General features: G+C 55.1%; 23 protein-coding genes and 1 other annotated feature. Of the genes, 17 read left to right on the forward strand and 6 right to left on the reverse strand.

Translation table 11 applies throughout. The annotated features are described in order from the left end of the window. The first annotated feature begins 387 nt into the window (after window positions 1-387). The 11 genes from UN63_RS02535 (at window position 388) to hisIE (ending at window position 11,920) form a co-directional block, all read left to right on the forward strand. Entirely contained in the window at window positions 388-1,386 is a 999-nt protein-coding gene (locus tag UN63_RS02535) for a TAXI family TRAP transporter solute-binding subunit (protein ID WP_104485207.1), read from the forward strand. Window positions 1,387-1,455: 69 nt separating this feature from the next. After that, a complete protein-coding gene (locus UN63_RS02540; RefSeq protein ID WP_104485208.1) occupies window positions 1,456-3,387 on the forward strand; it encodes a TRAP transporter permease in 1,932 nt (643 codons plus the stop codon). 176 nt (window positions 3,388-3,563) lie between these two features. Continuing rightward, a complete protein-coding gene (locus UN63_RS02545) occupies window positions 3,564-4,445 on the forward strand; it encodes a LysR substrate-binding domain-containing protein (protein ID WP_104485209.1) in 882 nt (293 codons plus the stop codon). Between the two features lie 249 nt (window positions 4,446-4,694). Beyond that, window positions 4,695-4,814: a sequence feature (His leader region), on the forward strand. 64 nt (window positions 4,815-4,878) lie between these two features. Then, window positions 4,879-5,775 carry an ATP phosphoribosyltransferase gene (gene hisG, locus UN63_RS02550; protein WP_104485270.1) on the forward strand — a complete coding sequence of 299 codons (897 nt, stop codon included), beginning with the start codon at window positions 4,879-4,881 and terminating at the stop codon, window positions 5,773-5,775. Window positions 5,776-5,778: 3 nt separating this feature from the next. Next, window positions 5,779-7,071, forward strand: coding sequence for a histidinol dehydrogenase (hisD, locus tag UN63_RS02555; protein WP_104485210.1), 1,293 nt, complete (start codon window positions 5,779-5,781; stop codon window positions 7,069-7,071). Then, window positions 7,068-8,126: a histidinol-phosphate transaminase gene (gene hisC, locus UN63_RS02560; RefSeq protein ID WP_104485211.1), complete on the forward strand. Its 1,059-nt coding sequence runs from the start codon at window positions 7,068-7,070 to the stop codon at window positions 8,124-8,126. Before hisD ends, hisC begins: the two co-directional genes overlap by 4 nt. Beyond that, entirely contained in the window at window positions 8,127-9,212 is a 1,086-nt protein-coding gene (gene hisB, locus UN63_RS02565) for a bifunctional histidinol-phosphatase/imidazoleglycerol-phosphate dehydratase HisB (RefSeq protein WP_104485212.1), read from the forward strand. Between the two features lie 8 nt (window positions 9,213-9,220). Then, complete coding sequence (hisH, locus tag UN63_RS02570; RefSeq protein WP_104485271.1) at window positions 9,221-9,811, forward strand: imidazole glycerol phosphate synthase subunit HisH; 591 nt, start codon at window positions 9,221-9,223, stop codon at window positions 9,809-9,811. Further along, window positions 9,812-10,549, forward strand: a complete 738-nt coding sequence (gene hisA / locus UN63_RS02575) for a 1-(5-phosphoribosyl)-5-[(5-phosphoribosylamino)methylideneamino]imidazole-4-carboxamide isomerase (RefSeq protein WP_104485213.1) — start codon at window positions 9,812-9,814, stop codon at window positions 10,547-10,549. Continuing rightward, window positions 10,531-11,304, forward strand: a complete 774-nt coding sequence (gene hisF / locus UN63_RS02580; RefSeq protein ID WP_104485214.1) for an imidazole glycerol phosphate synthase subunit HisF — start codon at window positions 10,531-10,533, stop codon at window positions 11,302-11,304. Before hisA ends, hisF begins: the two co-directional genes overlap by 19 nt. Further along, the gene (hisIE, locus tag UN63_RS02585; RefSeq protein ID WP_268244977.1) at window positions 11,297-11,920 is read left to right on the forward strand and encodes a bifunctional phosphoribosyl-AMP cyclohydrolase/phosphoribosyl-ATP diphosphatase HisIE; all 624 of its coding nucleotides are present in this window, start codon (window positions 11,297-11,299) and stop codon (window positions 11,918-11,920) included. The genes hisF and hisIE overlap by 8 nt, the downstream gene beginning before the upstream one ends. Window positions 11,921-12,249: 329 nt before the next feature. Here the strand turns inward: hisIE and UN63_RS02590 are convergent, their stop codons facing one another. Next, window positions 12,250-13,161, reverse strand: coding sequence for a M14 family metallopeptidase (locus UN63_RS02590; RefSeq protein ID WP_104485215.1), 912 nt, complete (start codon window positions 13,159-13,161; stop codon window positions 12,250-12,252). A 163-nt stretch (window positions 13,162-13,324) separates the two neighbouring features. Then, window positions 13,325-14,140, reverse strand: a complete 816-nt coding sequence (locus UN63_RS02595) for a DUF2971 domain-containing protein (RefSeq protein WP_104485216.1) — start codon at window positions 14,138-14,140, stop codon at window positions 13,325-13,327. Window positions 14,141-14,233: 93 nt separating this feature from the next. Here UN63_RS02595 and UN63_RS02600 point away from each other — a divergent pair, with 93 nt between their 5' ends. Further along, window positions 14,234-14,413 carry a hypothetical protein gene (locus UN63_RS02600; RefSeq protein ID WP_104485217.1) on the forward strand — a complete coding sequence of 60 codons (180 nt, stop codon included), beginning with the start codon at window positions 14,234-14,236 and terminating at the stop codon, window positions 14,411-14,413. A 141-nt stretch (window positions 14,414-14,554) separates the two neighbouring features. On the opposite strand, the gene UN63_RS16890 is transcribed toward UN63_RS02600, so the two are convergent. The 3 genes from UN63_RS16890 to UN63_RS16895 all read right to left on the reverse strand — a co-directional run bounded on the left by UN63_RS16890 (window position 14,555) and on the right by UN63_RS16895 (window position 16,481). Beyond that, complete coding sequence (locus tag UN63_RS16890; RefSeq protein WP_146084703.1) at window positions 14,555-14,887, reverse strand: hypothetical protein; 333 nt, start codon at window positions 14,885-14,887, stop codon at window positions 14,555-14,557. A 168-nt stretch (window positions 14,888-15,055) separates the two neighbouring features. Next, window positions 15,056-15,766, reverse strand: a complete 711-nt coding sequence (locus UN63_RS02605) for a hypothetical protein (protein ID WP_104485218.1) — start codon at window positions 15,764-15,766, stop codon at window positions 15,056-15,058. Between the two features lie 193 nt (window positions 15,767-15,959). Then, window positions 15,960-16,481 carry a hypothetical protein gene (locus UN63_RS16895; protein ID WP_146084704.1) on the reverse strand — a complete coding sequence of 174 codons (522 nt, stop codon included), beginning with the start codon at window positions 16,479-16,481 and terminating at the stop codon, window positions 15,960-15,962. Between the two features lie 957 nt (window positions 16,482-17,438). Between UN63_RS16895 and UN63_RS02620 the strand changes: the two genes are divergently transcribed. After that, window positions 17,439-17,873, forward strand: a complete 435-nt coding sequence (locus tag UN63_RS02620) for a phage integrase N-terminal SAM-like domain-containing protein (RefSeq protein WP_104485220.1) — start codon at window positions 17,439-17,441, stop codon at window positions 17,871-17,873. 30 nt (window positions 17,874-17,903) lie between these two features. After that, window positions 17,904-18,176 carry a site-specific integrase gene (locus UN63_RS16900; protein WP_146084705.1) on the forward strand — a complete coding sequence of 91 codons (273 nt, stop codon included), beginning with the start codon at window positions 17,904-17,906 and terminating at the stop codon, window positions 18,174-18,176. Between the two features lie 166 nt (window positions 18,177-18,342). Here the strand turns inward: UN63_RS16900 and UN63_RS02630 are convergent, their stop codons facing one another. Beyond that, complete coding sequence (locus UN63_RS02630) at window positions 18,343-19,872, reverse strand: alkaline phosphatase D family protein (RefSeq protein ID WP_104485273.1); 1,530 nt, start codon at window positions 19,870-19,872, stop codon at window positions 18,343-18,345. A gap of 626 nt (window positions 19,873-20,498) precedes the next feature. Here UN63_RS02630 and UN63_RS02635 point away from each other — a divergent pair. The 3 genes from UN63_RS02635 (at window position 20,499) to UN63_RS02645 (ending at window position 24,187) form a co-directional block, all read left to right on the forward strand. Then, window positions 20,499-21,404, forward strand: coding sequence for a DNA replication terminus site-binding protein (locus tag UN63_RS02635; RefSeq protein WP_104485222.1), 906 nt, complete (start codon window positions 20,499-20,501; stop codon window positions 21,402-21,404). 294 nt (window positions 21,405-21,698) lie between these two features. Beyond that, window positions 21,699-22,901: a Bcr/CflA family multidrug efflux MFS transporter gene (locus UN63_RS02640; protein WP_104485223.1), complete on the forward strand. Its 1,203-nt coding sequence runs from the start codon at window positions 21,699-21,701 to the stop codon at window positions 22,899-22,901. A gap of 95 nt (window positions 22,902-22,996) precedes the next feature. After that, entirely contained in the window at window positions 22,997-24,187 is a 1,191-nt protein-coding gene (locus UN63_RS02645; RefSeq protein WP_104485224.1) for an amino acid aminotransferase, read from the forward strand. The last annotated feature ends 210 nt before the right edge of the window (window positions 24,188-24,397 follow it).

Below are 24,397 nucleotides of genomic sequence, written 5' to 3' on the forward strand. Positions count from 1 at the left end.
TGGTTATTTTTTGAACAACACCTTACCGTTAACCTTAGTCAAGCCCGGGTTGATGCACCATGCCGCACGGCGACAGAAAGAATCCATATAACACTTCTGCTTTCTCTATCATCATGATCCAGCCTTAATACAAACTACCAAATATGATCACCATTATTATGAATAACATCTAGCAATAAGCTCAATAAAGGTACAATGAACCAGAAAAACAGAGAAACAGGAATGAATCTATTACCATTTTTCGTTTGATCTTGAACAAAAAATGGTAGACGCTTCGCCCTCATTTAAGACCATACAGCAAGGCCGGGAACGCGAGACATCAACAGCCAGCGGCTGACACTGACGATGAAGCGGACAGAACTCTCGGCTGATAAGGACATTGAACCCATGAAAAAGACATTACTGGTTGCCGCCACCCTGACTCTGACCACCGCCCTGAGCGGTTGTGACGCCGGTGGCAGCAAAGCCAATATCGCTATCGGTCCCGCCGCCAGCACCACCCAGAAAGTATCGCGTATGGTACTAAGCGCCTACGGCGTTGAAGACGCGGATTTCAATGCCTATCAGGAACGTTTCGGTGACGCCCTGGACGGCGTGCAGGATGGCAACATCGATATCTCCATGGGCATCATGGGTCTACCGGCCGGCAGTATCGAAAGCCTGCAGGCTTCCTCCGGCGATGTGGTAATGCTGAGCCTGTCCGATGAAGTAGTCGATCAAATCGAGAAAAGCAGCGATTACCGCCGCTTTATCATTTCCAAAGACAGCTACAAGTTCCTGGACAGCGACGTGCAGACCATCGCCGCCTTCGCCGTCATGATGGGCAATACCAACACCATCAACGAAGAAATGGGCTACCAGCTGGCCAAGGTCATGTACGATCAGGCCGACCAGATCACCCACTCTCAAGCCAAGTTCCTGACCCTGGAACACGCCCTCAACGGTGCCGATGCACTCAAGATCCACCCGGGCGCCAAGCGTTTCTATGAAGAGAAAGGCCTGACCGTCAATATGCCGGTGGCCGAGCTGGGCAATGTAACTGCCAAGCATGAGTTTATTCTCGGCACCGGCAGCCAGGGCGGCACCTACTATCCGCTGGGCGGAGAAATTGCCACCACCTGGAACAACAACATTCCGGGCGCCAACTTCACCAACGTGGAAACCAGCGCCTCCATCGAAAACCTGGTCAGCATTCGCGACGACAAGATGGACCTGGGGATGTCTGTGCATGTTCCGGCCCGCAACGCCCTCGAAGGCAAGGCCGAGTTTGAAGGCTCACCGGTCGATAACGCCGCCTTTATCGGCCAGATCTACCCGGAAGTGGTTCAGATAGTCAGCCGCGCCAGCAATAAAGTCTCTTCTTTCGAGAGCATCAAGGCAAAGTAACCGATCCCGGTCTGGATTGAGGTGGGCATTCGTGCCCGCCTCTTTTTATTTGGTTAATGGAAATCTGCTATGGATAACACTCAAACACCGGAAGCGCTGCTCGAGAAATACGACAAAGAGTCGGCCTTCAGAAAGAACATCGGCCGCTGGGGCTGGATAGTCACCCTGTTTGCGGTCGCCCTGACCAGCTTTCACCTCTACACCGGCTACTTCGGCACCCTGCCCACCCAGAAGCAGGGCGCTGTGCACCTGGGGCTGGCCCTGGGCATGATATTTTTGCTGTATCCGGCCAGTCGCCACGGTATCAATCGCAATGGTGTGGCCTGGTATGACGTAATTCTGGCCTTCGTCGCCACCTTCGCCGCCTATTACAAGATTCTGTTCTTCAACGAGATCCTGCAGGGCCGCATTACCGGCTACTCGACCTTTGATCTGTTCATTTCCATTCTGGGCGTGCTGTTCGTGCTGGAAGCAACCCGTCGCACCGTAGGCATGCCCATCGTCATCGTCGCCTCGATCGCCATCGCCTATGCCTTGTTCGGCAATTTCATTCCGACCCGCATTCTGTCTCACCCGGGCTTCGAGCTGACCGATGTGTCGGTCAGCCTCTGGTTCCGGGAAAGCGGCATCTTCGGCACGCCGATCCAGATATCCGCCAAGTTCATCTTCCTGTTCCTGTTCTTCGGCGTGGTACTTACCCGCACCGGCGTGGGTCAGTTCTTCAACGATCTGGCCTTTGCCTGCACCGGCCGCTTTACCGGCGGCAGCGCCAAGGCCGCGGTGATCGCCAGCGCCTTTCAGGGCATGATTTCCGGCAGCTCGGTCGGTAACACGGTAGCGTCCGGCTCCTTCACCATTCCGATGATGAAGAAGGCCGGCTTCAAGCCCGAATTTGCCGCCGCCAGCGAAGCCGCCGCCTCTACCGGCGGCCAGATCATGCCGCCGCTGATGGGGGCCGCCGCCTTCATCATGGTGGAATATATTGGTGTCTCCTACGCCGAGATCATGATGGCCGCCATCATTCCCGCCGTACTCTACTTCAGCGGCATCTTCATCGGCGCCCACTTCGAAGCCAAGAAACAGGGCATTCTGGGTATTCCCAAGGATCAGCTGCCGAGCAAACTCGGACTGCTCAAACGTCAGGGTTATATGCTGCTGCCGCTGGTGGTGGTGGTCGGCACCATTCTCGCCGGTTTCACCGCCCAGCGCGCCGCCCTGCTCGGCATTGCCGCCGCCCTGATCGTCAGCATGGTGAAAAAGGAAACCCGGCTGTCGCCCAAATCGCTGTTGTCTCTGCTTGAGCAGGGCGCGCGGGTGGCCTTGCCGGTGATCGCCGCCGTCGCCACCGCCGGTATCATTGCCGGTGTGGTGGGCATGACCGGACTGGGTTCCAAGTTTGCCGCCGGTATCATCAACCTGGCCGACGGTACCCTGATCCTGGCGCTGATCTTCACCATGGTCGCCTGTATCGTGCTGGGCATGGGCTTGCCCACCACCGCCAACTACGTGGTGACCGCCACCATAGCGGCACCGGCGTTGATCAACGAATTTGGTCTGGCACCCATTGCCGTGCATCTGTTCGTGTTCTATTTCGGCATAGTGGCCGACATTACGCCGCCGGTTTGTCTGGCCGCCTATGCCGGGGCCGGTATCGCCCGGGCCAACCCGATGAAAACCGGGGTCACCGCGGTCAAGCTGGCCATCGGCGCCTTTATCATCCCTTATGTGTTCGTCTATAACCCGATACTGGTGATGGTGGACGTGAACCTGCCGGAACTGGCGATGGCGCTGGCGTTCGCACTGCTCGGCATGATGGCCATCAGCAGTTCGCTGATTGGCTATTTCATCCGCCCCAGCTCGCTGCCGGAACGCGCCCTGCTGCTCGCCGCCGGCCTGGCCATGGTGATGCCGGGCGCCATCAGCTCCGGCGCCGGTCTGGCACTGATTGCGTTCAGCTACTGGCTGCAGCGCCAGCGACCAGAACAAGCCGTGACCGCTTAACCTCCCGCGCAGGCTTGCGTCGCAAGTTTTGACTCAGGCATTGGAAAGAGGCAGCCCTGCTGCCTCTTTTTCATTCCCGAAACAGAAGGTCGGCGGAGCAGATCCCTTTGCCCTCCTTTCTGCTCCGGAACGACACGGGTATACTGCCGACCTATTTCCTATCGGTGAACGGATTCATGCGCTATCTACCTTCCATTGCGGCCATGCAGTGTTTCGAGGCCGCCGCCAGGCACCTGAGTTTTACCCGCGCGGCCGACGAGCTCAGTCTGACCCAGAGTGCGGTCAGCAAGCAGGTGGCCCAGCTGGAGTCCTTCCTTAACCGCAAGCTGTTTCGGCGGGTGCGGCGCTCCCTGTGTCTGACGCCGGAAGGCGCTATTTACATCGGCGAAGTGCGCAAGATCCTGACCCAGCTGGAAATGTCGTCCCAGTACATCATGTCCTACAACAGCCACCTCGATGTGCTCAAGATAGCGACCCTGCCGACCTTCGGCAGCCGCTGGCTGACTCCGCGACTGACCGCCTTTCTCGACCGTCATCCCCATATCAGCCTGGATTGCTGCGAAAAGGTCGAATCCTTCGATCTCGACAAGGAAGGCATTGATATCGCTTTTTTCTACGGCCACGGCAGCTGGCCCGGCCTGGAATGTCACCGCTTGTTCGATGAAGAAGTGGTACCCGTCTGCGCGCCGGTGCTGCTTAACAGCCAGGCGCTGGACTCACCGCTGGATCTGACCCGTTACCGGTTGCTGCACCTGTCCACCCGGCCTCAGGCCTGGCACGACTGGTTCGCCTCCCAGAGCCTGACCACGGAGCACAGTTATCAGGGCAATCGCTTTGAAACCTTCCACATGCTGATCCGGTCTACCATGGCAGGAGCCGGCATCGCCCTGCTGCCCCGCTTTCTGATTGAAGACGAGCTGGCCCGAGGGGAGCTGGTCATGCCCTGGTCTCATTCCCTGATCAGCGCCAACGGCTATTATCTGGCCTACCCGGAGCGGCTGGGTGAGGTAGAAAAAGTCCGCTTGTTTGCCGATTATGTGATGCAGTCTTCCCACTAGAGCGCAACATATATCACCAGCAGAACGTGAATAAATATTTATATTTTCTGCAAGAAACCAGATTTACCCTATAGTCCACCAGGGTTTCGCCTGAGCCAGAATGCCGGCCTCGCGGCGGTCGGCCTACTGGCCCGGAAGTTTCTTGCAATCCGGGGTTGGCAAATCCGGATCGGCTTGCTAAGGTGGGCGCAGACCTATTAGAAGAAACACAGGCCACCCTATTATGAACTTCCTGCACAACGCCAAGCACCATCATCATCATCCCGACTAGGCTTTCAGAATTTTATTCTGGAAGGCCTATACCTTGGCGGCTTCCAGCAGGACAGAATACATAAACCCTCGGAAGCATAGCTCCGGGGGTTTTTCGTTTTACCGCTTCATTTTTACACAGTTTATTTATCAGACTACAGACAGGGAACACAACATCATGACACTGGATCAAAATCGTCTTCGCATCGCCATTCAGAAATCCGGCCGCCTCAGCACCGAATGCCAGAAGCTGCTCAAGGGCTGCGGCGTAAAACTCAACCTGCGTGAGCAGCGCCTGATCGCCCACGCCGAAAACATGCCCATCGATTTACTGCTGGTACGCGATGACGACATTCCCGGTCTGGTGATGGACGGTGTGGTTGACCTCGGCGTGGTGGGCGAAAACGTGTTGGAAGAAACCCTGATGGAGCGCCAGGCTCAGGGCGAAAGTTCCGATTACAGCGTGCTCAAGCGCCTCGACTTCGGCGGCTGCCGGTTGTCGTTGGCGGTGGCTCAGGAGTTCGACTATCAAGGCCCGGAAAGCCTGGAAGGCAAACGTATCGCTACTTCTTATCCCTGGTTGCTCAAGCGCTACATGGACCGTCAGGGCGTCAAGTTCAAGAGCGTCATGCTGAACGGCTCGGTCGAAGTGGCGCCGCGTGCCGGCGTGGCCGACGCCATCTGCGATCTGGTGTCTACCGGTGCCACTCTGGAAGCCAACGGCCTGGTCGAAACCGACGTTATCTTCCGCTCCAAGGCAGTGCTGATCCAGAGCGCCATCCCCCTGCCGACCGCCAAACAACAGGTTATCGACCGTCTGCTGCCCCGTATCCAGGGCCTGCAACAGGCGCGCGAGAGCAAATACATCATGCTGCACGCTCCCAAGGATCGGCTGGAAGCCGTTATCGATCTGCTGCCCGGCGCCGAGCGTCCCACCATCATGCAGCTGGCCGGTGAAAGCAACCAGGTGGCCATTCACATGGTGAGCGGCGAAGACATGTTCTGGGAAACCATGGAAGGCCTCAAGGCCCTGGGCGCCTCCTCCATTCTGGTGCTGCCCATCGAGAAGATGATGGAGTAAGCCATGAATATTCTTGAATGGAATCAACTGAACACCACCGAGCAAGCAGAAGCGCTGCGACGCCCGGCCTTGGCTCAGGGCGGACGTGAAGCCCAGGTGGCCGACATTATCCAGAAAGTACGCGAGGGCGGTGACGCCGCCCTGATTGAGCTGACCCGCACCCTGGACCGCGCCGAGCGCAGCACGCTGCAACTGTCACAAGAGGAAATCGACACCGCCGCCGACCGCGTCGGCGACGAGCTGAAGGCCGCCATCGAGCTGGCCATCACCAATATCGAGACCTTTCACCGGGCACAGCTGCCGCAACCCATAGCGCTGGATACCAGCCCGGGCGTGCGCTGCGAACTGCACTTTCAGCCGATAGAAAAAGTCGGCCTCTATGTACCCGGTGGCAGCGCGCCCTTGGTATCCACCGTGATGATGCTGGCCATTCCGGCCCGTCTGGCCGGATGCGAACGGGTGGTGCTGTGTTCGCCACCGCCCATCAACGACGCCATCATCTATACCGCCCGCCGCTGTGGTGTGGACGCCATCTATACCCTAGGCGGCGCTCAGGCCGTGGCGGCCATGGCCTACGGCAGCGAGACCGTGACCAAGGTGGACAAGATTTTCGGCCCCGGCAATACCTGGGTCACCGAGGCCAAGCGCCAAGTGTCCTCGGATGTGAACGGTGCGGCCATCGACATGCCCGCCGGCCCCTCAGAAGTGCTGGTGATCGCCGACGACACCGCCGATGCGGACTTTATCGCCTCGGATCTGCTGTCTCAGGCCGAGCACGGCCCGGACTCCCAGGTAATACTGGCCACCCCGAGCCGTGAGCTGGCACAAAAGGTCAACGTGGCGCTGGAGCAACAGCTGGCACAGCTGTCTCGCGCCGACATCGCCCGTCAGGCCCTGGCCGAGAGCCGTACCTTTATCTGTGACGATCTGGTACAGGCTGCCGCCATCTCCAACGCCTATGCGCCCGAGCACCTGATAGTGCAAACCGCCGATCCGCGCGCCCTGCTGCCGAGCCTGAAAAACGCCGGCTCGATCTTCCTCGGCGCCTGGACCCCGGAATCAGTGGGCGACTACGCCAGCGGCACCAACCACACTCTGCCCACCTACGGCTATGCCCGCACCTATTCCAGCCTGGGGCTGGCCGATTATCAGCGCCGCTTTACCGTGCAGGAGCTGAGTCCGGAAGGCCTTCGCGCCATCGGCCCGGCGGTGGAGCTGCTGGCCGCTACCGAAACCCTCGATGCCCACAAGAACGCGGTCAGCCTGCGGCTGGCCAAACTGGAGAAGAAAGCATGAGCATCACCAAAATGGCCCGTGCCCAGGTGCAGGCCCTGACCCCTTATCAATCGGCCCGGCGTATCGGCGGCCAGGGCCACATCTGGCTCAACGCCAACGAAGCGGCCGACAGCGGTGAATACCAACTGGATTGTGCACGCCTGAACCGTTATCCCGAGTGCCAGCCGCCCCAGGTGATCAACCGCTATGCGGGCTATGCGGGAGTGACCGCGGAGCAGGTACTGGTCAGCCGCGGCGGCGATGAGGGCATAGAGCTGCTGATCCGTACTTTCTGCGAGCCGGGTCGGGACCAAATCCTGATCTGCACGCCTACCTACGGTATGTACGCCATCAGCGCCGAGACCAACGGCGTGGGCATCATAGATGTGCCGCTGCGTGATGACCGCCAGCCCGACTTCGACGGCATCATAAAACAGCTCGACAACGTCAAGCTGGTGTTCCTGTGCTCGCCCAACAACCCCACTGGTGATCTGGTAGACAAAACCGGGCTGCTGCGTCTGCTCGAGGCCGCCAAAGAGCGCGCTCTGGTGGTAGTGGACGAGGCCTATATCGAATTCTGCCCCGAATCCACTCAGGCCGGATTGCTGGCCGACTACCCGCAGCTGGTACTGATCCGCACCCTGTCCAAGGCCTTTGGTCTGGCCGGGATTCGCTGTGGCTTTACGCTGGCCAACCCCGAGGTCATCGGCCTGCTGATCAAGGTTATCGCCCCCTACCCTATCCCCGAGCCGGTAGCCCAGATTGCCGCCCAGGCCCTGAGCGATAGCGGGCTGGCGACCATGCGTGCGCGGGTGGCCGAGATCAATGCCCTCAAGGCGACGCTTGCCGGGCAGTTACGCCAGAACGCTCAGGTGAAAGAGGTGTTCGCCCCCAACGGCAACTACCTGCTGGTGCGCTTCACGCCTGGCAGCGATGTCTTTGCCCGCATGGGCAAGGCCGGTATCATATTGCGTGACTTTGCCAGCAAACCCGGGCTTTCCGACTGTATTCGAATCACCATCGGCAACAGCGCCGAAATGGACGCGGTACTCCAGATACTGCAACAGGAGCAATAAGTGACTAAGGAACGTATCTTATTTATCGATCGCGACGGCACCATGGTAGAAGAGCCAGCGGTGGACAAACAACTTGACCGGCTCGACAAGCTGGCCTTTCTGCCCGGCGTGATCCCGGCCCTGCTCAAGCTGCAGGACGCCGGCTACCGGCTTGTGATGGTGACCAATCAGGACGGCCTGGGCACCGACAGCTTTCCGCAAGCCGACTTTGACGCCCCCCACAACCTGATGATGCAAATTCTCGGCTCTCAGGGCGTGAGCTTCCAGGACGTTTTGGTCTGCCCGCACTTTCAGCACGACGACTGCGCCTGCCGCAAACCGCGTCTGGGCCTGGTGAAAGACTATCTGCAGGCCGGCCGTATCGACTTTACCGACTCATGGGTGATAGGCGATCGTCAGACCGACATGGGACTGGCCGAAAACATGGGTCTGCCGGGCCTGCATTACGGTCACGGTGACGTAGGTCATGAAAAGCTGGGCTGGCCCCAGATCGTAGCGCGCCTGCTAAGCCGCGGCCGTACCGCCGAGGTGACCCGCACCACCAAGGAAACCGACATTCGCATCGCGCTTGATCTGGATACCCAGGGCGGCAACCAGATCCACTCCGGGCTGCACTTTTTCGACCACATGCTGGATCAAATTGCCACCCACGGCGGTTTTCAGCTCAAGGTGGCGGTCGAGGGCGATCTGCACATAGACGATCACCACACGGTGGAAGACACCGCCCTGGCATTGGGCGAAGCGCTGCGCAAGGCGCTCGGCAACAAGCGCGGCATCGGCCGTTTCGGCTTCGTACTGCCGATGGACGAATGCGAAGCCGCCGTCACCCTGGATCTCTCGGGCCGCCCTTACATGAAGTTCGAAGGTGACTTCCGTCAGGACAAGGTCGGCGATATGTCGGTAGAAATGGTGCCTCACTTCTTCCGTAGCTTAAGCGACAGCCTGGCCGCCAATATTCACCTCAAGGTGACCGGTAACAACACTCACCACATGGTGGAAAGCGTGTTCAAGGGCTTCGGCCGCGCCCTGCGCCAGGCCATCAAGGTGGAAGGCAACGAACTGCCCTCCAGCAAGGGGGTACTGTGAGCAATTCCATAAACGTCGTCATCATCGACACCGGCTGCGCCAACCTGTCGTCGGTGCGCTACGCCATCGAACGTCTGGGCTATGACGTCACCGTCAGCAAGGATCCAGACGTGGTACTGGCCGCCGACAAGCTGCTGCTGCCCGGCGTGGGCACCGCCCGCGAGGCGATGAAGAACCTGAAAGAGCGTAACCTGATCGATCTCATCAATCAGCTGCAGCAGCCGGTGCTGGGTATCTGCCTCGGCATGCAGATGCTGGTCAATCGCTCGGCAGAAGGCGATGTCGACTGCCTCGGCAAGATCGACGCCGACTGCGCCCACATGGAAAGCAGCGAGGGCATACGCCTGCCCCACATGGGCTGGAACCAGATAACCCCCATGCCGGGTCATCCCCTATTCAAGGACATCCCCGAAGGCAGTTTCTTCTACTTCGTGCATTCCTATGCGGTGCCGGTCGGCGAATATACCCTGGCCTCTAGCCAGCATGGCCAGATCTTCAGCGCCGCCATCGGCCAGGCCAATTTTTTTGGCGTGCAATTCCACCCGGAGCGTTCCGGCGCCGCCGGTGCTCAACTGCTGAAAAACTTCCTGGAGCTATAAATGATTATTCCTGCCATAGATCTGATTGGTGGCAAGGTAGTACGTCTGTATCAGGGCGACTACCAGCAAAAAACCGAATACAGCGACTCGCCGCAAGCGCGGTTCGACCTCTACGTGGCCGAAGGCGCCACCCAGCTGCACCTGGTGGATCTGGACGGTGCCAAAGACAGCAGCCGGCGCCAGCTTGAAGTTATCAAGAGCCTGATTGAGAACACCCCGGTACCGGTGCAGATCGGCGGCGGCATCCGTACCGAGCAGGACGTGAAAGACCTGCTCGACATCGGCGCCCAGCGGGTGGTGATTGGCTCCACCGCGGTCAAAAAGCCCGAGCTGGTCACCAGCTGGATCAAGCAGTACGGCCCCGATCGCATCGTGCTGGCCCTGGACATCAACATCACGCCCTTTGGCGAGAAGAAAATCGCCATCGCCGGCTGGCAGGAAGACAGCGGCATCACCATCGAAGCCCTTCTCGAGCACTACCTACCCGCCGGTCTCTGCCATGTGCTGTGCACCGACATCTCCAAAGACGGCACCCTCACCGGCTCCAACGTGGCGCTCTATCGCGAGCTGGCCGCCCGCTACCCCACCATTCTGTGGCAGGCCTCGGGTGGCATCGGCAACATCGATGATGTGGACGCGCTCAAGGGCACCGGCGTGGCCGGGGTGATCCTGGGTCGCTCTCTGCTCGAGGGTAAATTTACCGTGGCGGAGGCAATTACATGCTGGCAAGACGCATAATTCCCTGCCTGGACGTCAAGGACGGCCAGGTAGTCAAGGGCGTGAAATTTCGCAACCACGAAATCATCGGCGACATAGTGCCCCTGGCTCAGCGCTACGCTGCCGAAGGCGCCGACGAGCTGGTGTTTTATGACATTACCGCCAGCAGTCAGGACCGCGTAGTAGATAAAAGTTGGGTCAGCCGGGTAGCGGAAGTCATCGACATTCCCTTTTGCGTGGCCGGCGGCATCAAATCTGTCGAAGACGCAGCCCGCCTGCTGGAATTCGGTGCCGACAAGATTTCCATCAACTCCCCGGCCCTGGCCAATCCTGCGCTGATTACAGAGCTGGCCGACACCTTCGGCGTGCAGTGCATAGTAGTAGGCATCGACTCGTACTTCGATGAAGCCACCGGGCTTTATCAGGTGCACCAGTTCACTGGCGACGAAAGCCGCACCCAGGTGACCAAGTGGAGCACCTTCGATTGGGTGGAAGAAGTGCAGCAACGGGGCGCCGGCGAAATCGTGCTCAACGTGATGAACCAGGACGGCGTACGCCAGGGCTACGATATAGAGCAGCTGCTCAGGGTACGCGCCATCTGCAAGGTGCCGCTGATCGCCTCCGGTGGCGCCGGCGAAATGGAACACTTCCGTGACGCCTTCCTCGAGGCAGATGTAGACGGCGCCCTGGCCGCTTCGGTCTTTCACAAGGGCATCATCAACATGGGTGAGCTCAAGCAGTATCTGAAACAGCAAGGAGTGGTAATACGTGACTGATAGTAAAGCGTTTGATGCCAGCAAGCTGGACTGGGACAAGGTCGACGGCCTCATGCCCGCCGTGGTGCAAGACTGCCACAGCGGCCGTGTGCTGATGCTGGGTTACATGAACCGGGAAGCCCTGGCCAAGACTCTGGAAACCCGCCAGGTCACCTTTTTCAGCCGCACCAAGAACCGGCTGTGGACCAAGGGTGAAAGCTCAGGCCATGTGCTGCAGTTACGCGACATCAGTACCGACTGCGACAACGACACCTTATTGGCCATTGTCGAGCCCGTCGGCCCTACCTGCCACCTGGGCAATGTGTCTTGCTTCAACGAGCAGCAAGTGCCTGACCTGAGCTTTCTGGCCGAGCTGGAGCAGGTGATCGCCAGCCGCAAGGGCGCCGATCCCAAGTCCAGCTACACCGCCAGCCTGTACGCCAGCGGCACCAAGCGCATCGCCCAGAAGGTGGGTGAAGAAGGGGTAGAAACCGCCCTGGCCGCCACCGTGCACGACCACGACGAACTGGTGTGCGAGTCCGCCGACTTGCTGTATCACCTGACGGTACTGCTGCAGCAGGAAGGCCTGCAACTGAGCGACGTGGTCGCCAAGCTGCAGGAACGACACAGCAAATAAACGCAAAAGGCGGGCAAAAGCCCGCCTTTTCTTTACCCTTTGGGAGTTGGGATCTAATCCCAACAAAAGCGTTGCACCAACCATCCCGCGCCCTTCTCAAGTAAGTCCTGAGAAGCCGGCAACTCTTTGCCGTCATTCCCGCGACCCTTACTTTGTCATTCTCGCGAAGGCGGGAATCCATTTGCGATCTCTCACAAACAATTCAAAGCCGCAGATAGCGCTCATCATCATCAGCCAACATCAAACGACGGAACGCTGATCGCGAACAGTTTAAACCAACTTCGTGCAGGCGAACTTTATGTAAAAAAGAAAACCGTATTTACCCGGTTCTACCGGTGTGCCAGCGCGTAGTCCATCGCCGCACACACGGCCGCTACCTGGGCGGCATTGCACTGCTCGGGCGTGGCATTAGGGCTGTCGGGATAGACCTCGGTGGTGGTCTTGTAGCGGGCAGACGTTATGCCGGCGCACAGACCCAGCTCAGTAAGCGGATACTGGATCACGCCTTTGGCCACCACGGGTGAACCGATGATCTCACCGTTGTCATCCGCAGGCGCGATATGCGTGACTTTCTCTACCGCCTCAATCACCGCCTGCTGAAACCCGGGCTGCGGGCTCTCGCTGTCATCCACCAGATAAAAGCCGTCAGGAATGCCGCAAGGTTCAAACGGCTGGCCGTCCCGGGCCGCCAGGGCTGGGCGAAACTCGGTTTCATCGGTATCTGTGGTCTCGTGCAGATCGATATGCAGCAATACTCGCTCACGCACCGGTGCCATCAGTTGCAGCAGTGCCGCCGACTCTTCTGCCGGACTGTTCTGGCGGAATGAACGGTTCGGATCCACCGCATTCGCATTCCAGCGATGAATGCGCTCAAAAGCCCAAGGGCTGACACAGGGCGACACCAGCAAATTCACCCGGCCCGCGTAATCCGCCGCATGCTGTTCCACAAACTGCAGCGCACCGTGTACGCCACTGGTTTCATAGCCATGCACACCGCCGGTTACCAGCACCACCGGCAGCTCATCCCGCCAGTCGCGGCTGCGTATCGCCATCAACGGGTAACGTTCATCGCCATAATTCAACTCGCCATACTTCTGCACATCAAAGCGCGAACGCAGCCGCTCGATCACGATCAATACGTCCGCTTCATAACTGCGTTGGCGGCGCTGCAACGCCCGCCACTCGGCGCGCTCCGCCTCGCCCCAGGGGGTGCCGGGCGTACCGATTGGGTAAGTTTTCATAGTATTTTCTCCGAATATTCCATACTGGCGGACCTTCTAGCATTCGCGTATAGGGTCGCAATCAGGGCTGATATCTTCGCAGCCGCAGTTCCTCCTCAAAGGATGATTGCCCCCTGTAACGCCTGCGTAAAATGCGCCGCCAGGCGTCATTTTGACGCATTTGTTAGCTTTTGTTAATTGATTGCTCTGCAATGAGTTGCCATGAATGTATATCAGGATGGCATTGCATAAGTTTAATATCCTTTCCTCCCCAAGACTTTAATATATTTTTTAGTTCTTGGTCGGTAAAAGCATTTTTCTTAGTCACATTCTTATAAATATGCCGCCCTAAATAAATTTCTTTTATCGCAGAGTCTGGAATATCGAAACAATACAGAGGTCGACCAGAAACACTGATTTTGGTCCATTTATTATGCCGACCTTGACCAGAATGATAACAAAATGGTATCTCTGATATGTTTTTGACTACCCTTACCTCTTCTTCGTAACCCCATTCAATTGATTTGTATAGAAACGCTCTTTTTACCAAATTAAATGCTTCGGTATCAAATACCAGCTCCTTTCCGATGGTTCTTAGAGAGTCCTCACTGATAATGGAAAGGTTCCTATGAGGTTTGGTAGCTGAATATATTACTTCACCGCATTGGCTAGGAATGACGCATTTTTCGGGGTTTGATAATCCTGCAATATCAACATCAATGCCTAGTACAACGCCTTGATGCTCATCGCCATAATGAGACCACATTAGGCTATTTAGAGGCTGTCGCGTTAAAGACAATACCCCGTAATTTCTTGAAAATTTATTCTTACATGCATATGCAGCTAAATTGGCTGTTATCTTCGAATCTTCGTCATCCGCAAAGCCAAATGCAGTGCACTCAAAAGGGTCATTAAGATCTTCTAAGCAAGAAAATCCTATTGATTGATTTTCGATTACTGCTATTGCAGCTTCAAAAGACATGTATTTATAAAGAATCACAGGACTTCCTTTTGAGAGCTAACGATTTAATTGTGGGGCGTGGCACACGTCCCGCACGAATGTCTTGTTATGTGTGAACGAATGGGGAAATTTATGAAGAAATACAAGTTTGAATTAGTGATAGAAGAAGGCAGCGACGAGTTTTGGGAAGGAATAGACGGAAACAACGGCTGCAATGATGTTGAGACTCTTGTTGAGAGTGCGCTTGAGATGTATGGATTTCACGAAGGCGACAATTGCAAACTGACCCTTATTGAATACACGAACACATAACGCCCTAATAACTGGCGCGTAGGTTGGCGTTGTTTTTGCTATATTTTTCCTTTTGCAAAAACGATGACAACCGTTACGCGTCCAGTTGATTAGCTTGTTATGTGCTCTTGTTAATATACCCAATTACCTGTTTTTATGTAATTAGCGTTTTGACATTTGATGTGCATAATCAGCAAGAATCTCGTCATCAAAACCTTCTTCTGCTAGAGTCGCCATACCATCAAGAATTTTAGGCTCATTCAATAGGTCGATACGTCCAGAGAGAACAGAGTCATCGCTAGCAATTGAAGCCATAATTTCTTGGCGATATTTCTCTTTATTTTCCACCACTCGCCCTATTTTCTTATGTGAAGATCTGACATAGCCATTCACACCTTCACACTCAAAACAGATCCCATTAGCAATGTGTTTCCACTTGCCAATATAGCCAATTCCATTACAGCGTGTACATTCATTTATTCTAGGTCTTTGCATGTAGAGCCTCTTTTGTTAATCCTATATATTTTATCGTGCGAAATTATCAATGATCGAATAAGCACATAACGCTACCATCAGCCGCGGAGCAGTTTAGCCTGTTCTTGCTGTGTCTTTAGCAAAAAAAGGGAGACGCTGTGAAGTCAGCTGGATGTCTTTGTTAGGCTTTTATCTCAACCGATGCTTCTCGAGTTTAGTGTGACCACAGACTCTATAAAAAGCTTCCATCGAATCAAATATATCAGGCAGTTCATCCGATGCATACTCAGTAAAACCATCAGTATAATGCCTACCTTGCTGTGTTTCATGGATGAAATCATATGCCCCAGCTCTTAAGTGACTAAGTTCAGCTAAGGCTTTTTCATAATCAATAGCTGCAACATAGAATTCCTTATCCAACTCAGCAACATCTACGATTAGTTTGTTAATCAACGTTTCATATACTGGAGGAAATGCCTGACCACCGCCGCCATTGTCTTCACGAACATATTGAAAAAGCTCTTTACCAGACGTTGAAGTTATTATTGAAAATTCTGTACTTTCAGGTTCCTCTTTGACTACTTCAATTAAGCTTCTAACTTTCAGCCAAGTCCAGTGATTCAACTCAACCTCTTCGGAAAGAAGCGTTTTTAATGCATTTTCTTTCCTAAATCTGGCATTGCGCTTTCGAATAACCTCAATAACTTCTTTTGCCAAAAACAATAATATGGCAACACCTATACTGATTGAAGTTGCGTCTACCCCTTGCGATAGATTCAAGAACTGGCTCGAACTATAAACTTTAATAACTAGCGAAAATATAAGATATGCGAATGCCAGCACTACAATGCCAAATAACACGCCTAATATTTCTGGCAACAGGTATTTTAATAATTTCAATGTAACTCCAACCTTATCGGAAAGCCTAACGCCGCATTAAGGTGTGAGCAACGCTACCACCAAACCTAAACCATTGCGCCATAAACACGAAACCCACCTAGAACTGAAAATGCCAAGCGTTGAGAATCATTCTTAAATGCTTTGTTATGTGGCTGTACAATAATACAACAGCTCTGATTTACAATCAGCACCCCTAATCTACAGTTTTTAACTCGGGCGATGCTGTATACCAAATCTCATCTCTTTTAATTTTCGGTGGTTCGTAAATTTGCTCAGGCTCATTAGCAATGTCAATACCATAGTTTATTAGGATATCGCGATGACGTCTTAGCGTTTGCTTAGATACATAGTGATTGGATATTTGACCTCTGAACCACAGTTCAGCAGTAAGCCAAACATTATATTTTTCACCTTGATGTATGCGCTTTAGCAAATTGTGAGGATGATTCTCAGGATATATAGGGTCAGGCACTTCAACATGTTTCTTAAATTCAACAATATGCATCTTAAGCTTTGAGCTATTATTCCAGTCATTAAAAAATGCTCTCGCTTCATCAATTGAGCTAAACTCAGCGGCTTTGCCCCAACCACACTTTCTCTTTTTTGCTGATAAATACAACGCACTATCATATTCATTAGGGCCATAAGGCCACCTATCAAAATGTGTCGGATCATATAAGCCTATGTTGAAAAAAGAACGATATTCAGTTGCCACTAGTTGCTCCTAAGTCAAATTTTCGGTTAATACATGATTTCCACATAACACCTCAATAAGAGGTACGGATAGGAGCGTAGCGAGTGTTACGTATCCTTTTAATTGAATTGTTAGGTGCTTTATACACCATAAGGATAATGAACGTGGTTCCAAAACAACCAAAAAATACTACAGATGCAGGTGAAATAGTTGTACAAGTTATCATGTGGGTAGCTATTATTTTAAGTAGTTTAGCATACCTACCACCACTAATAGGGTCGTGATTATTACAGGGGTAGTGTGTTTTCAAAAAGCATTTGAAATAGTGCTTTTGTTTATAACCTTGAAAATAACCATTAGTTGTTAACTTATAACCAATACCTTCCTGTATAACAAAACCTTGAGCTTCAAGCTCTTTAAAATAGGAGATAGTATAAAAACCAACAGTACCTTTTGTTATTTTCTTTAACGTAGGTATATCGTAATCACGTATTACAGCAAACGAAGTATGAGTTAAATTACTTAGAGAGTATCATGGTTATCTACATACTCCGAGAAGATTTTAGTTAAAAGTTGACTAGATATACTGTGATCTATTTTAATCGGATGCACGGGTAACCCCTTTTAAAGTGAGTGCTAAGTGTACAAGAGAGTGAGTACCCTTTAAACACCTAACATTTTAATAGTGAGCATGCGCATATATGTTCATGAGCATGCATCCAATAAAATCCATAAACAAATGATAATAAGACCTTTTTCCTCTTTTAGAGCAATAAATCCTCGATCAAAATGAGCATGCTCATAATCATCATTACTTTACACGTTATCTAAATCATTTCATTCTAACACCATCAATTTACGACATTTTTCTACATCTGGCTGCTGTACACGCGCAAGCTTTGTTGATAACGCGCATGCAAACTTCACAGCTTGCAATATGCTGTATATACATACAGCCACCAACAAAAAGGAGCTGCTATGGCTGCCAGTCCTTTTTTGAATCGCATTCGCCGGGAGCTGCGCCTGGGTGGCTACAGCATGAGAACCGAAAAAACCTACCTGCACTGGATCAAACGGTATATTCGGTTTCATCGATTTCGACATCCAGCCGACATGGGTGGGCCGGAGGTGCGCAGTTTTCTCACCTGGCTGGCCGCCGATTGTCATGTTGCCGTCAACACACAGAAAACCGCTCTCAATGCCCTGGCCTTTATGTATCACAAAGTGCTGAATATTGAGCTTGGCGAGCTGGATTTTCACCGAGCCACTCAATATCGCAGCCTTCCTGTCGTGCTTACCCAGGCCGAAGTAGCATTAATCCTTAAACATCTGGATGAACGCAACCAGCTGATTTTCTCTTTGCTTTATGGCAGTGGACTGAGAATCACGGAGTGCCTGCGGCTTCGTGTGTAGGATATTGGCTTTAGCGACGGCTCTGTCACAGTGCGTAACGGCAAGGGTAATAAAGACCGAAAAACCATGTTAAGCCACCGGCTTCACGGCATGCTGCACCAGCAGATAGAAAGCGCCTTGTCGATCCAGCAGGCAGATAACCTGAAAGGCGTCGGCCCATCGCTCCCCTTCGCCCTTGGCAAAAAATATCCTAATGCCTTTCGGCAACCGGCCTGGATGTTTGTTTTCCCGTCCGTCAGTTTGTGCAAGCACCCCATTACCGGTGGGGGGGTTGCCGGCACGGATAAAAATCAATCACATTAATCCATCGTTTTAAACAGCGCCCACGCTACCGCCGGACCTAGCAGGCGATCGGTCTGGTTGCAAATCTATAATTTTGCGTCTTATTTTGACGCACTGGCGGATTATTTCAATTGAGACCTATATAAAAATGGCCCGCAGTGCGGGCCAAATGCTTTTGGCGGGGTGATCAGGCGGGTTGCAGTACCTTGGTAAACAGGGTTTCGTTGTTGAGATCCTTGAGGGTAACGGTCATGGCCCGGCTTTGGGCGTCGATGTCCACCTGACCAAAGAACTGCAGGCCGGCCAGGGGCGACAGGTTTTGTGTGGCGGGTGACTTCTCGTACACCACCTGCAGGCCAAAGGTATCGTCTGGTTTGCCGGGGCCGAAGCTGCCGGCATTCAGCGGGCCCGACACAAATTCCCAGAACGGCGCAAAGTCATTAAAGCTGGCCTTGTCCGGGTCATAATAGTGTGCCGCGGTGTAGTGCACGTCGGCGGTAAACCACACCAGGTTCTTAATGCCGGCGTCTTTAATGCCCTTGAGCAGCCGGGCAATTTCCAGCTCCCTGCCCTTTGCCGGGCCGTGGTCACCGTTGGCCACCGCCTCCCATTTGGTATCACCGTCGGCTACCTGCAGCCCCAGCGGCATGTCGCAGAACACCGCCTTCCAGGTGGCGGTTGAGGCTTTCAGTTGCGCCAGCAGCCAGTCCACCTGGGTTGTTCCCAGAATGGCGGTGTCTGTGCCCGGCTCTGTTTGCAGGTTTTCAGTGTTGGGGCCACGGTAAGAGCGCATGTCGAGCACAAAGCGGTCCAGCAGCGGGCCGAACGGCAGGCTGCGATAGACTTGTTCACTGCCTTCGGGGCCGCTGCGGCGAATGGGCGCATAGTCGAAAAAAGCCCGGGTGGCGCGGGCCTGTAACAGGGTGGTGCTTTTCACCTGGTAGCGGGCATCGCCGGTGAGGTCTTTTGAGGCGGAATAGTTGTTCACCACTTCGTGATCGTCCCACTGCCATATCTGGGCCACCCGGCTGTTGAACAGCCGCACGTTCTCGTCCATCAGGTTATAGCGATAGCGGCCACGGAACTCGTTGAGGGTTTCGGCCACCTTGCTGACCTCGGGCGTGACCAGATTTTTCCACACCTTGCCCTCTTCCACCTCGATGCGCTCGGGAATGGGGCCATCGGCATAGATGGTGTCGCCGCTGTGAACGAAAAAGTCGGGCTCCTGCTCGGCCATGGTGCGGTAAATTTTCATGCCGCCCACTTCCGGGTTAATACCAAACCCCTGCCCGGCGGTATCACCGGACCAGAGAAAGCGCACCGGGCCAACGGCGATGGGCGCCGTCATAAAACTGCCGCTCACCCACTCGGATAACTCGCCATTACCGGCATCGCTGTAGCCTACCCGCACATGAATGCGACGACCGGCGGGCAGGCCGGTCAGCTCTACCCGGCTGGTGAAATCGCTGGGCGACAAGGCCCAGGGTCCGCGCACCCGCCTGGGCTTGGCAAAGCGGTTGTCGGTGTCCCACTCCACCCACATACGGGCCGGGCGATCGCTGCGGCCCCACACTATGGCGCTGTTGGCGAGCACATCGCCAACCTGAATGCCGCTTTTCTGCTGCGGCCGGCCGCTGGCCGCCATGGCCGGCGTTTTGCTCAGCAGCAGACCCCCGCCCAGTACCGCCATACCCTGAAGAAAGTCGCGTCGTTTCATATCATTCTCTGCTTCGATAACAAAAGAGCCACTGTAGAAGCCAAAGATGAACATCGGGTAAAGATTCGATGACGAATTGAAGACAATGAATTGAAGCTAGCCATGAGCCGAATGTAGGGAGTGATCGGCTCTGCTCACCTCACTCCTGCAGCAGCAGGCACAAACGCCTATGCAGGACCACTTTAGTGGGGCAAATAAATCTTCAAACGCACACATCTCCCGACTGAAGTCGGGCCAAAAAGATAATTCTGACCTGCCTGCCGCCCTCTTGGTCGAATAAATTCGACCCTACGAAAAACGACGATACCTAAGCTCCGTAGGCGCCAACTGAAGTGGCGGCTATCGGGACACCCAATACAGTAACCCCTCCCCTTGCGTTTCACCTCGCTGTTATCCCGGTGATATCGAGGCTAAGGGGAGGGAGCAAAAAAACACAAATGCGCACATGCATGCATTATGTAAAATAAAGGCGATATATCTCCTTTGAAACCTCACTTAATGTGAAGAGCAAAACCTCCAAGAGTAAAAACCTACCTACCGATATTTGCCCTGCAAAGCCAAACTGTTGCGCCGGGCCTTGCCGACTGCTACATTCAAATACTTCATTTGTATGTTGGCATAATATTATGTTTACTCCTGCGGCCCGACTGCGTCATACCTTTTGTGAACTCGAATCCGCCATGGCGGCCTTGTCTGGTCTGATCACACAGGCGGCCGACGCGGTGCCGGTCAACGCCTGCTGCTTCCCCCTGCCCGATGTGGCCAGCGGCAACGAGCACGAGCCGGTCACGCAAATCGAAGTGTCCCGGCTCGACGATGCGGCGGCAATAACGGCCGCGCTCGACGGTTATCGTCAGTGGTATATCCGACCCGGCTGCTCAACCAAGGCCAGCTTTCGCCTGCCGGGTTATCTGGTGCTGCCAACGGCCCTCAAGCCGGAACTGCAGGCGCTGACCGAAGACATCAACCGGCTCAAGGGAGAGTTTCGGGCGCAAGTGCAGGAGGCCGAGGGGCGCGACAAGAAGTTTGCCCTGGTGCACGACACCCTGCCCGGCCTCATTACCCTGCAGGTTTACCGCCATCTGGTGCTGCTGCCGCATTCTGTGTCGCGGCTGGGCTTTACCTGGGCCAACAAGCAGATCATCCAGAAAATAGATAAAGACAAACTCGTCAAGCAGCTCAGCGACGCCCGACTCTCCCCCCCGCCGTTGACGGATGCCGAAACCTGGATCCAGTGTGTCGACCGGGAAATCTACGACGTGAAGCGGCTGCCGCCTGGCGTCGAGCTGCGCCTGCGTCGACCGGTCAAGACCCATCCCATGGTCAATGTACGCTGGAGCGAAGAGCTCACCCCGCGCCAGCAACAGGTCAAGGCACACCTGCCGCTGCTGCTATGCCAGGACGAGCTGCCGGCGGTCACCGCGCTCGGTAACTACCCGCCCTCCACTACCCGCAAGCGCCGGGCCGCTCGCATCACCGACGAGCCGCTGATCCCCCGCCTGCATATCTATCCTTATCGGCCGGAGTCTTGATACGCATTCAGTGAATCCCAGCCCTGAGAACCCCACCCTTATGTCTGTGGTGCCGTAGCCAAAGGGGAGCAGTGCATTGGGATTCGTTCCTCATACATCCTACAGGGTACGGAACCGTGGTGTTTAGCGGGATATGCCGACTGATGGTATCTACCAGCAGGGTGGGTCGATTGAAATCTCCCCTATGAATCAGATGCTTATCTGTGATCCAGGCGCCATCTATCGGCGCCGGTTTTTGCATGATAATCATTATCATGTTTAAATCGCCTCCCCTGACTATATCTGGATCAATCCATGGGTCTGCCCCTTTCATTGTTGCTGTTGCTGGCCTGCCTCGCCGGCCTCACCCCCCTGGCCATAGACATGTATCTGCCCAGCCTGCCGACCATAGCGCACGACTTTGGCGTGCCAGTGGCGCAGGCTCAGCTCACCATCAGCGTGTTTCTGGCGGGCTTTGCAGGGGGACAGCTGTTTTACGGCCCCCTGGCCGATGCGGTAGGCCGCAAGCCGGTGATGATCGGAGGGCTGCTGCTGTTCACCCTGGCAAGCCTGGGTTGTGCCAACGCCGATGATATCGAAACACTAATGGCCTTTCGTCTGCTGCAGGCCATCGGCGGCGCGGCGGGATCCGTGGTGCTTAACGCCCTGCTAAGGGACATGTTCGAGCGGGACATGTTCGCCAAGGTAATGTCGATGGTAATACTCGTGATGACCCTGGCTCCGCTGCTCGCTCCCCTGCTGGGCGGCTATCTGCTGCTGGTCGCGAGCTGGCACAGCATCTTTGTTCTGCTCGCCGCCATCGGCCTGGCGGTAACGGTGGCGCTGGCCCTCAAGATACCCGAAACTCTCAAGCCCGAGCTGCGCCAGCCCTTTCGCTTGTTGCCGGTATTACACAACTACGCCAAGGTACTTCGCCACCGGGCTGCACAGGGCTATATACTGTGCGGCGCCCTCACCACCGCCTCCATGTTCTCCTTTATCTCCGGCTCGCCGCTGGTGTATATCGAGCTGTTCGACGTGCCGGCCCAACACTACGGCCTGCTGTTCGGCATGAATATTCTGCTGATGATGGTGCTCAGCTTCGCCAACAGCCGCCTGGTCAAAACCCTGGGCAGTGATCGCCTGCTCAGAATCGGTCTCACCCTGGCGGCCATTGCCGCCATCGGCCTTATCTTCAACGCCAGCACCGGCTTTGGCGGCCTTTGGGGCATAGCCCTGCCGGTCACGTTGCTGATCGCCCAGGTAAGTCTGATCGGCGCCAATGCCATGGCCGGCCTGCTCAGTCATTTTCCCGAGACAGCCGGCACCGCCTCCGCCCTGGCGGGCACCTGCCGCTTCGGCCTTGGGGCCGTGGCCACCTTCGCGGTCAACGCCAGTCATGTGTCCTCGGCGCTGCCCATGGCAACGGTAATGACGCTCTGTACCTGGGTGGCGCTTGGCAGTTACTGGCTGCTGGTGCACCCAGCTCTGAAAAGGTCAGTCCAGATACCACAGTAAAAGCCGTTTTTTAATGAGGGCACAGATGATATAACTAGGGGCTGTCGCCCTCTGCGACCCGAAGACACTCTTTACTACAAGGATTTAACAAGACTATGTTTGAGAAGGTCACTGCTGCACCGGCCGACCCCATCCTGGGCCTGACCGATGCTTTCCGCAAAGATCCCCGTACCGACAAAATCAACCTGGGCGTGGGCATCTATAAAGACGAAGCCGGCCAGACTCCGGTACTGCGCTGCGTTAAAAAAGCCGAAGCCCGCCTGGTGCAAGAGCAAACCACCAAAAACTATCTCAGCATAGAAGGCATCGAGGCCTATGGCCGCGTGGTGCAACAACTGCTGTTCGGTGCAGACTCTTCCATTATTGCCAGCCAGCGTGCCCGCACCGCCCAGGCGCCGGGTGGCACAGGTGCCCTGCGCATTGCCGGTGAGTTTATCGCCCGCCAGCTCGAGACCAACACCATCTGGATCTCCAACCCCACCTGGGCCAACCACAGAGCCGTGTTTACCGCTGCCGGTCTGGAAGTGAAAGAGTACGGCTACTATAACGCCGATGCCAAGGATCTGGACTTTGACGCCATGCTGGCCGATCTGGCCCATGCCAAAGCGGGTGACGTGGTACTGCTGCACGGCTGCTGCCACAACCCGACCGGTATCGACCCTACCGAAGCCCAGTGGGAACAACTGGCCAAGCTGTCTGCCGAGAAAGGCTGGCTGCCGCTGTTCGACTTCGCCTACCAGGGTTTTGCCAAGGGAATCGAAGAAGACGCCTACGGCCTGCGGGTGTTTGCCGAGCACAATATCGAGCTTCTGATTGCCAGCTCCTTCTCCAAGAACTTCGGCCTGTACAACGAGCGCGTGGGTGCCTTCACCCTGGTTGCCAAAGACGTGGATACCGCCAACACCTCGTTCAGCCAGGTGAAAGGCATTATCCGCGCCAACTACTCCAACCCGCCCTCTCACGGTGCCAACGTCGTAGCCATCATCGCCAACGATCCCGAGCTGTATCAGGACTGGCTGGCAGAGCTGGCCGAAATGCGCGACCGCATTCAGGAAATGCGCACCCTGTTCGTAGAGAAGTTGTCCAGCCGCGGCGTGAACAAGGACTTCAGCTTTATTGCCCGTCAGAACGGCATGTTCTCTTTCTCCGGTCTGAACAAGGAGCAAGTTGCCCGCCTGAAGGACGAATTCGGCATCTACATCGTCGGCTCCGGCCGCATCAGCGTGGCCGGCATCACCAAGTCGAACATCGACGCCCTGTGTGACGCCCTGGCTGCCATTGTTTAATAGACCGATGGTTTGATAGCAAACGCAGACCCAAAGGCCCCGCATCGCGGGGCCTTTTTCGTTACGTTATCGTTGTGTAGCCATGCGCCACAAGTGACGGACGCCGCGATCCTTTGCTGGAGCAGGGTAGAAAACTGTCGTAGTATCAAGCACTCATTGGTAGCATTCTGGAGGCATTGTCCTCATTGGCCGAACCCTCATTGCCTGAAG

This window comes from Oceanisphaera arctica, from assembly GCF_002936955.1.
GTDB lineage: Bacteria > Pseudomonadota > Gammaproteobacteria > Enterobacterales > Aeromonadaceae > Oceanimonas > Oceanimonas arctica.

Coding starts and splice junctions, on each gene's coding strand:
- UN63_RS02535 (WP_104485207.1), top strand. CDS start 388: ATGAAAAAGACATTACTGGTTGCCGCCACCCTGACTCTGACCACCGCC.
- UN63_RS02540 (WP_104485208.1), top strand. CDS start 1,456: ATGGATAACACTCAAACACCGGAAGCGCTGCTCGAGAAATACGACAAA.
- UN63_RS02545 (WP_104485209.1), top strand. CDS start 3,564: ATGCGCTATCTACCTTCCATTGCGGCCATGCAGTGTTTCGAGGCCGCC.
- hisD (WP_104485210.1), top strand. CDS start 5,779: ATGAATATTCTTGAATGGAATCAACTGAACACCACCGAGCAAGCAGAA.
- hisC (WP_104485211.1), top strand. CDS start 7,068: ATGAGCATCACCAAAATGGCCCGTGCCCAGGTGCAGGCCCTGACCCCT.
- hisA (WP_104485213.1), top strand. CDS start 9,812: ATGATTATTCCTGCCATAGATCTGATTGGTGGCAAGGTAGTACGTCTG.
- hisF (WP_104485214.1), top strand. CDS start 10,531: ATGCTGGCAAGACGCATAATTCCCTGCCTGGACGTCAAGGACGGCCAG.
- UN63_RS02590 (WP_104485215.1), bottom strand. CDS start 13,161: ATGAAAACTTACCCAATCGGTACGCCCGGCACCCCCTGGGGCGAGGCG.
- UN63_RS02600 (WP_104485217.1), top strand. CDS start 14,234: ATGAAGAAATACAAGTTTGAATTAGTGATAGAAGAAGGCAGCGACGAG.
- UN63_RS16890 (WP_146084703.1), bottom strand. CDS start 14,887: ATGCAAAGACCTAGAATAAATGAATGTACACGCTGTAATGGAATTGGC.
- UN63_RS02620 (WP_104485220.1), top strand. CDS start 17,439: ATGGCTGCCAGTCCTTTTTTGAATCGCATTCGCCGGGAGCTGCGCCTG.
- UN63_RS02630 (WP_104485273.1), bottom strand. CDS start 19,872: ATGAAACGACGCGACTTTCTTCAGGGTATGGCGGTACTGGGCGGGGGT.
- UN63_RS02635 (WP_104485222.1), top strand. CDS start 20,499: ATGTTTACTCCTGCGGCCCGACTGCGTCATACCTTTTGTGAACTCGAA.
- UN63_RS02640 (WP_104485223.1), top strand. CDS start 21,699: ATGGGTCTGCCCCTTTCATTGTTGCTGTTGCTGGCCTGCCTCGCCGGC.
- UN63_RS02645 (WP_104485224.1), top strand. CDS start 22,997: ATGTTTGAGAAGGTCACTGCTGCACCGGCCGACCCCATCCTGGGCCTG.